This is a genomic window from Mesorhizobium sp. NBSH29 (assembly GCF_015500055.1).
Lineage (GTDB): Bacteria > Pseudomonadota > Alphaproteobacteria > Rhizobiales > Rhizobiaceae > Neomesorhizobium.
Genome location: NZ_CP045495.1, coordinates 72,197 through 85,001, shown reverse-complemented (window position 1 = coordinate 85,001; position 12,805 = coordinate 72,197). Strand labels below are relative to the sequence as shown.

The 12,805-nt window shown below is 61.8% G+C and carries 8 protein-coding genes and 3 pseudogenes; 6 read left to right on the top strand and 5 right to left on the bottom strand.

Annotation, left to right across the window (positions count from 1 at the left end; all coding sequences use genetic code 11):
- Window positions 1-223 precede the first annotated feature (223 nt).
- The 3 genes and pseudogenes from GA830_RS19555 to GA830_RS20580 form a co-directional block, all read left to right on the top strand.
- Complete coding sequence (locus GA830_RS19555) at window positions 224-844, top strand: flavodoxin family protein (protein ID WP_195165145.1); 621 nt, start codon at window positions 224-226, stop codon at window positions 842-844.
- Between the two features lie 491 nt (window positions 845-1,335).
- Window positions 1,336-1,809 (top strand): annotated as a pseudogene (locus GA830_RS20245) (PRC-barrel domain-containing protein); the annotation flags it as partial.
- Window positions 1,810-1,866: 57 nt separating this feature from the next.
- A pseudogene (locus GA830_RS20580) lies at window positions 1,867-2,111 on the top strand (transposase); the annotation flags it as partial.
- Window positions 2,112-2,253: 142 nt separating this feature from the next.
- On the opposite strand, the gene scpB reads toward GA830_RS20580, so the two are convergent.
- The 5 genes from scpB to GA830_RS19525 form a co-directional block, all read right to left on the bottom strand.
- The gene (gene scpB, locus GA830_RS19545; RefSeq protein WP_195165269.1) at window positions 2,254-2,961 is read right to left on the bottom strand and encodes an SMC-Scp complex subunit ScpB; all 708 of its coding nucleotides are present in this window, start codon (window positions 2,959-2,961) and stop codon (window positions 2,254-2,256) included.
- A 3-nt stretch (window positions 2,962-2,964) separates the two neighbouring features.
- Window positions 2,965-3,990 carry a DUF1403 family protein gene (locus tag GA830_RS19540; RefSeq protein WP_195165268.1) on the bottom strand — a complete coding sequence of 342 codons (1,026 nt, stop codon included), beginning with the start codon at window positions 3,988-3,990 and terminating at the stop codon, window positions 2,965-2,967.
- Window positions 3,991-4,242: 252 nt separating this feature from the next.
- Window positions 4,243-5,280 carry a TniQ family protein gene (locus GA830_RS19535; RefSeq protein ID WP_195165267.1) on the bottom strand — a complete coding sequence of 346 codons (1,038 nt, stop codon included), beginning with the start codon at window positions 5,278-5,280 and terminating at the stop codon, window positions 4,243-4,245.
- The gene (locus GA830_RS19530; protein WP_195165266.1) at window positions 5,277-6,158 is read right to left on the bottom strand and encodes a TniB family NTP-binding protein; all 882 of its coding nucleotides are present in this window, start codon (window positions 6,156-6,158) and stop codon (window positions 5,277-5,279) included. The genes GA830_RS19535 and GA830_RS19530 overlap by 4 nt, the downstream gene beginning before the upstream one ends.
- Window positions 6,151-7,767, bottom strand: coding sequence for a Mu transposase C-terminal domain-containing protein (locus tag GA830_RS19525; protein WP_195165265.1), 1,617 nt, complete (start codon window positions 7,765-7,767; stop codon window positions 6,151-6,153). Before GA830_RS19525 ends, GA830_RS19530 begins: the two co-directional genes overlap by 8 nt.
- Before the next feature lie 155 nt (window positions 7,768-7,922).
- On the opposite strand from GA830_RS19525, the pseudogene GA830_RS19520 reads away from it, so the two are divergent.
- The 3 genes and pseudogenes from GA830_RS19520 to GA830_RS19510 all read left to right on the top strand — a co-directional run.
- A pseudogene (locus GA830_RS19520) lies at window positions 7,923-8,135 on the top strand (PIN domain-containing protein); the annotation flags it as partial.
- On the top strand, window positions 8,132-9,310 hold the full coding sequence (locus GA830_RS19515) for a site-specific integrase (RefSeq protein WP_195165264.1): 1,179 nt from the start codon (window positions 8,132-8,134) through the stop codon (window positions 9,308-9,310). The pseudogene GA830_RS19520 and the gene GA830_RS19515, both read left to right, overlap by 4 nt.
- A 42-nt stretch (window positions 9,311-9,352) precedes the next feature.
- Entirely contained in the window at window positions 9,353-12,775 is a 3,423-nt protein-coding gene (locus GA830_RS19510; protein ID WP_258045745.1) for a DEAD/DEAH box helicase, read from the top strand.
- The last annotated feature ends 30 nt before the right edge of the window (window positions 12,776-12,805 follow it).

The following is a 12,805-nucleotide window of genomic DNA, read 5'->3' as shown; positions in this document are numbered from 1 at the left end:
CGCGGTCCGCCGCTCAGCCCTGTCCAAGGTTCTGCGGGGTCATTCGACGACAAAATGTGCGGGGGACGAACAAAAACTGATGTCGCCTTGAGAGTTCTCTGCGGTGCCGGTGCAACGGATTCGTTGTGGGATGCGTTGCGCCACAAGTCCAGGTGTTGCGAGTGCCGCCTTTGCTATGGCGGGTCAAATCTATCTTCATTATCTCACGATGCGGAGTTTCCCGATGTCGCTGACTGCATTCGCGCTCAATTGTTCGCTCAAGCCGTCTCATGCCAATGAGAAATCATCGACTGACAAAATCCTGAGCGATCTGATTGCGGCGCTGAAGCCGTATGACGTTATTTCCGGGGGTCCGGTTCGCGTTGCCGACCATAACGTAAAACCGGGCGTATTGTCAGATGAAGGCAACGGCGACGATTGGCCAAAGTTGCGCGCGCAAATCCTGGCAGCAGATATCCTGCTTCTGGGCCTGCCGATCTGGATGGGACAGCCATCGAGCGTCGCCAAGCGTGTGCTCGAGCGAATGGATGCGTTTCTGTCCGAAACAGATGACCTCGGTCGCATGCCTGCTGCTGGGAAGGTGGCAATTGTCGCCATCGTGGGCAACGAAGATGGCGCGCACGCCTGCCACGCTGCGTGCTTCCAATCGCTGAACGATGTTGGCTTTACGATCCCCGCCAACTGTGGCGTCTACTGGGTTGGCGAGGCGATGGGAAATATCGATTACGTCGACTTGCCGTCCGCGCCGAAGAAGGTGGCTGGCATGATAGAAATGGCCGTCTCGAATGCCGTTCATCTGGCCAAACTCTTGAAGGGCGAGAATTATGTCGGCGTTCCTCAATAGGATGACGGTCCTATCGCCATCCTTGACTGGGAAACAAGCGGAAACGCATGGAACGTCGAAGGAAGCCCGCCTTCGCTCGACCGGCACGGTCTTCGATCAGTCGGGCGCAACAGCCGTTGCATGGCGTCGAGGAAATGGCCGATCTCGGCTTCGAATTGTAGCAGATCGAATACTACCAATCAGGCCCGAGAACCGCTGCGGCGGGCCGGTTTTTTGACCAGGTAAGCGGCCTGGTCTGATGGGGCTTGCTGATTTATGCGAAATTCGGGCAAGCTTCGCGCAAGGTCGGGCGTCCAACTTGCGCAATCTGGCACTCCCGCAGGCTCTCACACAAAGGAGCGAAGGTGAACCGACAGGCAAGGATTGTTCTCGCGGCAAGCGTTCTGATTATTTCAGCTCTCCCTGCCCGTGCAGAATGCAACATCTCAGACGCGAAACTGGAGGAGGCGATTCTACAGAAGCCTGAGCTTCGGGATGGCGCCAACCGCCAGATGGTTCGCGACCTCCGAGCCCTCCGCGACTCCGCTTTCATCCTTTGGTCCTACGCCCGCCATGATGATTGCGAGCGAGTTCTGGCCAGTATTCGCGACCTCATTGCGTCGCCGTCAATGGGAAACTTGGGAGACAACGACGAAGACGAAGCAGATCAGCAGCTTGCAGCGCGAGAGCCGATGCTTGAGCGAGGCGGAGCAGTGATCGGCCGGCGCGAGGATGCAGACGCAAAACCTCTCATCGACATTGACGAGCTCGGCCCAGGATTACGGGCCGACGAGATACTGGGGGCCGAGGTCCGAAGTTCCGATGACAAGATCATTGGGGAGGTCCGCAATGTCGTTATAGGCACCAAGGATCGCGAGGATTATGTCGTTGTCGCTTCGGGTGGGTTTTTCACAGTGGGTAAGGACAGCATTGTCGTCCCACTGCGATCGCTGCAGATCTCACAAGGGCGCGAGAGCTTTTATCTTCGTATCCCGGAGAGAGAGATGAGGGATGTGCCTCTCATGCCCGACCAGGACTATTCCTGGCTCTCGGACGCCAAGCCGCCATTCGGCGGACCAAAGCAGGTGCTGGCCTATCCCGGTCGCTACGCCCACCGCGTCGCCATCGCCAATTCTCGCCTGATCATTATGGCCGACCGCAAGGTCGAGTTACGCTGCGGGGATTATCGCCAACGCTGCAAGTCGAGGGTTGTATGTTTGACGCCCACGAGTTCATCCGGCGTTTTGTGCTGCACACCCTGCCGAATGGCTTCCATCGTATGCGCCATTAATTCCTCGTCAACGGCTATCGTGGATCACCGGCTGCCGCGCGATCAGTCGTCCTGGTCGTCAATTGCCGCCTGTCACTGCGGGCGCAACTCGGCAAAGAGTCGCTCAAGATACCCAGTCTTCAACGATTTCGTGCTCTGCTTATTCTTCGCCGTCGCTCTCTCCGCCGCTCAGCCCGGTCGAAATATCTCCTGCCAACAGCTTCTCCTTCGACAGTAGTCCAGCATCCTCGAGTGCCTCAAAATCCGGCAGGTCGCGCAGCGTGTCGAGCCCGAACGCCAGCAGGAATTCTTTTGTCGTGACGTAGGTATACGGCGCGCCCGGCGTCGGGCTGCGCGGACCGGAGGCGATCAGCTTCGCACCGCGCAGCTGGCCGATCAGGTCGCGGGAAATCTCCTTGCCGAAGAACGACGACAGTTCTCCACGGGTGATGGGCTGGAAATACGCCACGCACATCAACACCAAAACCTCCGATTGTGTCAGGTCGGCGGCGTTCTCACTGCCTCCAACCGCGGCACGGATGGCGTCGGCATAGGCCGGCCGGGTCAGGTGTTTCCAGCCGCCGGCGACGGCAACCAGGTCATAGGGCCGCCCGCGCAGTTCCTCGCGAATGTCGTCGATCAACAGGTCGATGCTGCAGCTCGTGCCGACGACGCGCGCCAACGTCTCACGACCCACGGGCTCGCTGGCAGCAAAAATGGTCGCCTCGACGCGATGCATCCATTCGCGCCAGCGGGCTTCCGTCGGCAGATGATCCAATTCCCGATCAAACAAATGGTCATTTGACCGGCCCTCGCCTGATCGATGGCCATCTGACCGGCCTCGCCTCTTGCGCGCTGCTTCAGCCATTTCTTAAAGCCCGTAAATGCGGAAAGTGGTGCGGCCCGACAGTTCGCGCACGGCGCCGAGTTCGACCAACCGGTCGAACAGGCGGCGCAGCCCACGGTCGCTCATGCCGGCGATCTTTTCCGAAGCAACGATCGCATCGTCGGAGAGGAGTCTTTCGACGACAGCATCCGCTCCCTTGGCCCTAAGTTTCGGCGCGACGGCGAGCAGTTTTGCCGCGCGACGTCCGAGCTCGGCCGACAGGTCGATGGCGCGGAGCGCGGCCCGGGCTTGCGCGGCGAGCAGACCTTTCGCTCGGTCAGGTCCGGCCTCGATCCCGACTGCCGCAACAATGGTACTCGCACCTCGCGATCGGGCAGCCCCCAGGCCCACAGCCGCGTCTGTGCCCAGTAACGGCACCGCATGCGGCCAGGACAGACGCTGTGCCAACAGAGCGTCCGCGAGCCAGACCCCGACGCCACGGCCGAAGCCGTGTCGTTCCGCGGCCATGAACGCGCCGGTCAGCACGCCCACCGTACCAGCGCTGGCGGAGAGTTGCCGAAGCTCGTCCGCCAAATCGCTGACCCTTTCGTTGTTGCCGGCGTAACCGAACTCTTCCAACACTGCGGCGAGGGTTTTCTTCGTCAGCAGCTCCTCAGCGGGCCGGGCCGCCAGCCGACGCCAGGCCAGCAGCATCGAACCAGCGGGACCGACGGACGAAAAATCGCCCGGACGGGTGAGCAGCACGGCGTCGCGTAGCGCGCTTTCATCCTCGACGCGCCCGGCCTGCCGCGTGGTCACCGCAGCTGCGCTGAGCGCCAGCCGTTGCCGCCACGCACCCGCCCACCGCTCCTGCCGGCGGACCACTGCATCGAGGGCGCCGATGGCGGCGCCTGCGGTGAGCGCGACTTCCTCAACTTCTTGTCGCGCAAGCTTTTGCGCATCCGGGACGGCGCGGCGCAGCCAAGCCGGGACAGTTGCCTTTGGTGCGCTCGAAAGGGCCTCGGCAAGCGGGGTGTGGTGGCGCGGTGAGGATTTGGGAAGCGGAATCATGAAAGACATCATGAATCATCGCGGCGCTTTTCGCAATCACAATGCGCAGAAACCGCCGCGCCTGTCGCGCATCAATAATGAACGATAATGTTGCATTATCGTTTGTTTTGTTCTCTATAGTATGAATGGCGCAAAACATCGATCAGAACCCCGAAAGTGACGCTCTGAAGGGCGATGGATCGTCCCACAGCGCGAGTGTCGGATGAGCGAAATTCGTGAGATTCGGCATGCAGACGGAAATCTGGAGCACAATTATGAGATTCCTCGCGCATAATTGTGAGACTGGCTGAATCGGAATTTTTGAGACTGCCCGTGCTTCTGGCCGGATTTGACGCCTTCTGCACCTGATGAAGCGCCGCTGCGGGCGACGCGAAGGCGCTGAAGACGTGCATAGATGCGTCTGCGCAACGTGAGCGGCCACGCGCGCAATGTTTCCCTGAGCCTCTCCTCGCCTTCCTCGTCGCTGGCCAGCAGCACAGAGGCGACGTGGCCGACCGGATCCGCGGACAGCCGCCCTACACCGACGGCGAGGGCGTAGTTCTGCAATAGGGAGCCCTGCGCCAGCGCGAGCAGGCCGGAGCGGACCGGCTTGGCGAGAACGGGCGCGACGCGATCGTATTCCGGCACGACAACCAGCAGCGCCTGCCTGGCGATCGGATGCGTGAGGAAATCATGGTTCTCCCTGCGCGCCAGCAGCGACATGCGGGGCTGCTCGGTGAGCGATGGCGGCGAGGATCTGCGATGCCGTGTCGTCAGGAAATCCAGCAATTGAGGAACGGAAGGAAGTCCCTCATCTTTTCCCCGCGCCCAGTTCGCCAAGCGCATGGCGCCGGCGCGCGCATTGAGATCGAGCACGGTCAACTGCGTCTGCGACAACCCTTCCAGATTTCTCCCGCCCCTTGCGGCCAAGCGGACTCCATGTTCCGGGCACCAAAAGTTCCATGGAAGAGCCGTGCTCTTGCGTTGAATTCCGCCCGGACAAAGCGGGCACACATAACGGCTGCCGCGGGTCACCGTCAGGCGTGCATGCGGCGCTATCTCCTCGAAGGTCATCGCCCGTGTCGCTTCGACAGTCATGCCAGTACGGGCGGCAAGCAAAGCCCCCTCCCCTGCCCCGAGCCGCCATTCGAGGTCGGCGACGTCACAACAACTCAGGCCGGAGCATTCCAGAAAGGCCTTGATCGGCATCCCGTAGAATTGCGCCAGACGGCCCAGCCAGCAGGACAGTCGCTCATCGGGCTCAGCCCTCGGCACGACCGGCAACAGCGTCGACCTCGCCACGATATTCATACCGGCTCGCCCAGGAGAGCCAGCACGTTGCGTGTGTCGGCAACGTCGGTAGCCAGAATCCTCTCCTCACCGCTCTCGATCGCCGCGATGGCGAGCATGCCCATCAGCGAAAACACATGCGCGGAGATGCCGCCCGTGACTTCGACAAGGCGCTTCAGCATGCGATCGCCGATCTCGCTCGGCCGACGCAGCGGCAAGGTCCGCTGCAGACTGCCGATAAGACCGCCGAAATCCTCGTCGTTCTGCCAGGGTGGCAAGGCAACAGCCTCGAAGCGGCGCACCAGCTGATCGTCGGTGCGCAGTGCGTTGCGCGCCTGCTGCGTGCCGACGCAGACGAGCGGGATCCTGAGTTCGTTGCCGAGAAATCGCAGCAGGTTGAGGAAGCGGGTCTGCTCTCGCACCGTGCCGGCCTGAAGGCTATGTACCTCGTCGATCACCAGAAGGCCCGGGCGGATTTCCGAGAGCAGGCGCAAAGTCAGGCTTTCCAGCACCGACAGCGTTGCCCGCGGTGGCTCAGGGGCGCCGATTGCCGCCAGCAATCGCTTGTAAAAGCGCGCTTCGTCCGGACCTGCAACCATCTGCACGACAATCACCGGCATGTGCATGCGTCCCGTCGCTTTGTCGAAATGCGAGGGGTGATCACGAGCGAACTTCTCGACGATCATGGTCTTGCCCATGCCACTGGCACCGACGATGAGCAAGTTGGGCATGCGTGCGCGTTGCGGAAAGGCTAACAGAGCCTCCAGCTTTGCCAAGGCCTGCTCGGCGCGGGGATAGTTGATCCATCGATCGGCGCGGATCCTGCGGATGCGTTCTTCGGCACTCAGCGCCGCGATCGTCCGGCTGGCGGGAAAGAGGTGCTCGAACTCGTCAGTCATCCCATTCCTCCACCGCGAAATAGGGTAGCTGCAAGGGCTTGTCGTCTTCGGCAGATGCCGTTTCCGGCGTCAGATCGATCATTTTGCCGCCGCCAAGGTGCTCGCGCCGCGCACTCTCCCGCCGCATGGCTCTCGTCGCGCGCGTTGCCTCGTCGACCAAGGCGCGCTGGGCGAGAATCGTCGAAAAGATGAGTTCCTCATCAAGCGCCTTGCGCCCCTCCGCCCGCAGCGCACGTCGCGCCGCGCGTTGCTCCCACATGGCAATCGACGGTCGGGTGCGGTCGGCGGGGCGCACCTCCAGATACCCCTCCCCTGTCGCGACAAACACGCAAGACAGGTCACGCGGGTCGTATTTGATGGTCAGCCTTTGCCGGTCCCGCCCCATCAGCCAGCGCAGTTCGTCCGACCAATAGCGGATATGGAACAGATGCAGCCCGTCGCGCTGAAGGGTCCGCTCTTCGTAGGGTAGGAAATCGATCAGGAACCGTTGCGGATCTGATGGTTTGCGCACCGAGACATCGGCAATGCGCGCATTCCAGGCGGCCACAGGCGGTAGATCCAGCGCCTTGTGGATGCGAGCGTGATAGGCGCCAACGATCTCGAGCGCGAGATAGGTCTCCAACTCCCTGAGCGTCATCACGGCTTCTGCTTCCGGATCGAGGTCGCCGCGGTCGCGGATGTTCGAGAAGTGCGAGCCGGGGATGAGATGCACCGCCCCCATCATCGTTCCGATCAGCCTTTCGATGTGCCCGCCGAAGCGAGGCGTGCCGGGAGGACGGTAGACGAGATCGATACGGTGTTCGGCGCAGGCGCGCTCGAAGGCCCGCGCGTGGAACTCCGCGCCGTTATCGACATGAATAATCCTGGGAATTCCATGCGACGGCCAATCCACAGCAATACCCCGCGCCGCCAGCCATGCCGTCTTGTCGATCACGCAATGGGTCAAGCACAATGCCACGGCCGTCAGCGACGGCCCTTCCAGCGACAGATAAAAACCCATAGCCATCCGGGTGTTGACATCAATCGCCAAGGTCAGCGTCGGTCGACCGATCGGCAACCGCGTCACCGGATCGACCACCGTGACGTCGACCTTGGTATGGTCGACCTGCACGATGTCCAGAGGAGCAGGTGCTTCCAGTCCCCCCGGCGTCGCCAGAAACACCGGCTCGGATTTGCCAGCGCCTTCGCGCCGCCGCATCAGATCGGCTTGATCCTTTGCCTCGAGCCACCGTCCAAGACGACGGATCGAGGGTGGTTGCAGCCCCGCAGCACGACAATCCGCCGCCACCTCCCGCTGAAAACGGCTCAGTGTCGGCTTGCGACGCGTTGCGTAGAGCTTCTCGAAATGTCCCTCGACGATTACAAGCACCGCCGAACCCAGAGGCTGCATGCCCGCATTCGGGCCGCGCCGACGCGGCAGCAAAGTGCTGGTGCGGTCGTCCTGCCGGAATCGCTTCAGCCAGCGAAACAAGGTTGCACGACTGATCTCAAGCTCGCCGATCACGCTCTGAACCTGCGCCTCGCCCGGCCGATCAGGAAGCTTGGCGAGAATCTCGGCGCGCTGGCGCGCCTCCCACCAACGCTGTTCGTTCTCGATCTGATCTGCCATGGACAGCCTCGTCGTTTGGCTGCAAGTTGGTCTCAGGAATTCCGACTCAGTGCCGCGTCCAGTCTCATTTACCCTGACTCGGTCTCATATTTACGACATGGCTAACCCATTGAAATTAAATGAATGGCGATCTCAAAAACCCCAGCTTTCCGACACTGTGGCTCCGCAAGATCGAGGCCGACATCATCCCCATTGACTCCGAAGTGGTCGATCTGGCGACCCAGGCCTGGTTAACTTACGGCAAGGGCCGGCATCCGGCTGCACTGAACTTTGCCGATTGCTTTTCCTATGCGCTGGCAAAGCGTGCCGACGAACCGCTCCTTTTTATCGGAAAGGACTTCTCCCAAACCGATATCGAGGCGGCATGAGCAAGGCTGGCTACGCTCAAGAATCATCGACAACTTCAGGCAACGACGACCTTCCCGATATCATCGATGTCGTCATGGAAATGGGCCGCGCGCCGGAGGAACGCCCGGCCGATGCCTCCTCCCCTCCCCCGCCTGCGAAGCAGTCTGATTACAAAAGTCGATTGCCGACGCATCTTGAAACACTCGCTGATCGCGCTCGAGATTACGCTGAGGCGGCGAGTTCTGCCAACACGCGGCGCGCCTATGCCGCCGACTGGAAGCATTTTTGCGCCTGGGCGCGGCGCCAGACCCTGGAGGTGCTGCCCCCCGACCCGCAGACTGTCGGCCTCTACATCACCGCCTGCGCGTCCGGAAGTGCCGCGGGCAGCACCGTAGGTGCGGGCACAAGGGACAAAAAACCGAACTCGGTGGCAACGATCGAGCGCCGCCTTTCGTCACTCTCATGGAATTATACCCAGCGTGGCCAGCCGCTCGATCGCAAGGATCGCCATATCGCCACCGTCATGGCCGGCATCCGCAACCGCCACGCCTCCCCTCCCCGGCAGAAGGAAGCGATCCTGCCGGAAGATCTGATCGCCATGCTGGAGACGCTGGATCGTGGGACGCTGCGTGGCCTGCGCGACCGCGCCATGTTGCTTCTCGGTTTCGCCGGGGGGCTACGCCGCTCCGAAATCGTCGGTCTCGACGTTGGTAGAGATCATACCGAAGACGGTCTCGGCTGGATCGAGGTTCTCGAAAAAGGTATTCTTGTAACTCTGCGCGGCAAGACCGGCTGGCGGGAGGTCGAGATCGGGCGTGGCTCGTCCGATGCCACTTGCCCAGTTGTTGCGCTGCAGACCTGGCTAAAGCTCGGACGGATCGCCCATGGCCCCCTGTTTCGACGCGTCTCAGGTCAAGGCAAATCGGTCGGCGGCGACCGGCTCAACGACCAAGAGGTCGCGCGACTGGTCAAGCGAGCCGCACTCGCCGCCGGCGTGCGTGGTGATCTGAGCGAAGGCGAACGCGCAAAACTGTTTGCCGGGCATTCGCTGCGTGCCGGTCTTGCGTCCTCAGCCGAGGTCGATGAACGCTATGTGCAAAAGCAGCTAGGCCATGCCTCCGCCGAGATGACCCGCAAATACCAGCGCCGCCGCGACCGGTTCCGCGTCAACCTCACTAAAGCATCCGGGCTTTAGCTGGCCTGGCAGAACCACTGAAGTCCCATTTCCAGTCGGATAATGCATTATGATCCCAATACAACAGCGCAAGTAACACTGGACGATATGGAAACAAGGGCGGAATATTCCGAGACTGACATTGCACGCGAAGTTGGTGCCAACGCATTTGCCGCCGGTAGAACATATCAGCGGCACGGCCGCGTTGTAGCCTTTGAATGGGCCAGCGACGGACGCATTGCCGCGCAAGTGCAGGGCTCCAACCGCAAGCCTTACCGCCAGAGCATTTCCATATACACAAGCCGCAAGGGACAGGTGGCGATAGAGGGGGATTGTTCCTGCCCGGTCGGCTACAATTGCAAGCATGTCGCCGCCGGCGCGCTGCATGGACTGGCGGTGGTGAACAAACTCGCGCCACGCGCCGGGCCAACACCGCAGCCAATACGCGGCATAGCGGCATACACGCAACCGGCGCTGTCGGCTGCCGTCGTCGATTGGCTCCGCCGCCTGCGCCAGGCGGAAGAAAAGAGCCAACCCAACACTGACGACCTTCCCCAACGGCTGATCTACATTCTGTCTCCGGAACAGAGTCGAACGACCATGCCACGCCTGCGGCTGTCGATCCGATCTGGAAGGGTGCTCAAGGATGGCACGATGTCCACAACATCCAGCGCCTATAGCCTGGACAACTGGATCAGCCGATCCGGGGCGAAATTCCTGCGTGTGGCCGACGGGAAAATCCTGCAAACGATCACCAGCATCCCCCGCTCCGCAATGCAGGATCGCGACTATGCGCTGGCGACCGAACGCGGCGCGGAGATACTCGACGAGATCCTGGCCACCGGCCGCGCCCGCTGGATGACGATCGACGGCATTGCGCTATCGCCGGGAGCGGCGATCTCCGGCCATGTAGCGTGGGCGCCGGGAACTGGCGGAACGCTGCGGACGATCCTGCAGCTTGACGACATGTCACACGCCGCGAGCCTTGTGTGCCTCAACGCCATGCCGCCGGTCTATGTCGATGCTGCGGCCGGCATCGTCGGTCGCATCGTGACGGTGCTCGCACCCACGGTGGTTTACGAAATGCTGGATGGGCCTGACATTCCGGCGGCGCAGGTGGCGCTGGTCGGCGCGCAACTTCGTGCATCCGGGGCGACATTGGCGACCACTGCGCCGCCGCAACTCACGGAAGCCCGCATCGTCAGGGGTCCGTTCCAGCCCGTCCTGAAACTGGCGGCGGTTCGCATGCCTGTTCCCTATCGCCCAGGCGTGTACAGCTACGGGCAGACAGAAGTTGCCGGCATAGCAACCGTCGCGTTCAGCTACGGCCCTTGGGAGGTGGATGCCGGCGAGGAGCCCGCTGTCGCCTTGCGCATGGACAACATGACGCCCGTCGAGGTCCATCGTAACGCAAACCTTGAAAAGGCATCGCTAAAGCAATTGCGGGCCGCCGGTTTCATGCCCGCGCCAAAAGTGCGGGACAGCGTTCCGGCCGCCAACCAGAGAAATTTCCTGCCCGACGAGGGAGAAAGCGGCTGGTACGAGGCGCTCTATCATGACATTCCCGACCTTGAGCGGCAGGGCTGGCGGATCGAGATCGCTGCGGATTTTCCCTATCGATTACGGCGCGGCGACGGTGCGTTCGAGGCACGCCTGAGCGAAAGTTCGGGGCTTGACTGGTTCGAATTTGACCTTGGCGTGATGGTGGGTGGTGAGCGGCTGGATCTGATAGGTCCGCTGGTTCACCTCATGTTGATGGTAGAGCCGGCGACGCTGGAACTGCTGGACGAGGATGAGCCGCTGTTCCTGCCACTCGTGAGTGGCGAGGTGCTGGCGGTTCCCGTCGGGCGCATCCTGCCCATGGTCCGCACGCTGTTCGATCTCTTTAATCTGACCGGCGGTCCCGCGCCAGACGGGCGTGTGCGCCTCTCATCGCTGGATGCCGCAAGCCTTGCCGATCTGGAGACGGCGGCTGGAGCCGGGGTCCTCTGGCAGGGTGGCGAGGGCGTGCGCGCCTTGGGGCGGACCTTGCGCAATCACGGCGGCATTCCCAACGTCGATCTGCCGCCCTGGTTCGGCGCGACTTTGCGTCCCTATCAGGCGCGCGGGCTGGCATGGTTGGCTTTTTTGAAGGACGCAGGGCTTGGCGGCATTCTCGCCGACGACATGGGTCTTGGCAAAACGGTGCAGGCGCTGGGATTGATAGCCATCGAGAAAGCGGCCGGGCGCTTGTCCGGTCCGGTTTTGGTCGTCGCCCCGACGAGCCTGATGCACAACTGGGCGACGGAGACCCAAAGGTTCGCGTCCGAACTCTCCATCCTCGTGCTGCAGGGGGCGGATCGCAAGCAACATTTCGACAGCCTCGACAGCGTCGATCTTGTGCTGACCACCTATCCGCTGCTGGCGCGCGACCATGCGGTTCTTTCAGGCCGCATCTGGGGCATGATCTTCCTCGACGAGGCGCAGGTGATCAAGAACGCAAACGCGGCGACGACGAAACTGGTTCACGGCCTCAAATCGCCGTATCGTTTCTGCCTGACGGGCACCCCGCTGGAAAACCATCTGGGCGAAGTGTGGTCGCTCTTCCACTTCATCGCGCCGGGCTTTCTCGGCGATTTGAAGAGCTTCACCCGGCAATGGCGCACGCCGATCGAGAAAAAGGGCGATACGTCGCGCTCGCGGCTGCTGGCGGGGCGCATCAAGCCATTCCTGCTGCGTCGCACCAAGGAAGAGGTGGCCAGCGATCTGCCACCCAAAACCGTAATCACCGAGAAGGTGGAATTTTCTGCGGGCCAGCGTACGATCTATGAATCTATCCGGCTGGCGATGCATGAAAAAGTTCAGTCCGCTATTGCCGAAAAAGGACTTGCCCGCAGCCATATCGTCATTCTGGATGCTCTGCTGAAGTTGCGCCAGACCTGCTGCGACCCACGCCTGCTGAAACTTGCCTCAACGAAAACCGGCGCCGCGGCTAAGACCGGATCTGCAAAGCTAGACCGGCTGATGGAACTGGTCGGCGAGCTCGTCGATGAGGGTCGCAAAGTAATCGTGTTTTCGCAGTTCACGTCCATGTTGGACCTGATCCGGCCGCTGCTCGACGAGGCAGGCATCGCCTATGCGTTGCTGACAGGCGACACGGTCGATCGCGGAGCCCAGGTAAGGTCGTTCCAGGAGGGAGCGCTGCCGGTGTTCCTCATCAGCCTCAAGGCCGGCGGCGTCGGGCTGAATCTGACGGCGGCCGACACGGTGATCCTCTACGATCCGTGGTGGAATCCGGCGGTTGAAGAGCAAGCCATCGACCGCGCCCACCGCATCGGCCAGGACAAGCCAGTCTTCGTCTACCGACTGGTAGCCGCCGACACGATCGAGGAGAAGATGGACGTGCTGAAAGACAAAAAACGCGCACTTGCCGCCAGCCTGTTCGACCACGACGGTCAGCCAACCCTCGCCATCTCCGAGGCTGATCTCGACCTGTTGCTGGGGTAGCGTGGAGCTGTCGGTTCGCTAAACTTTCGC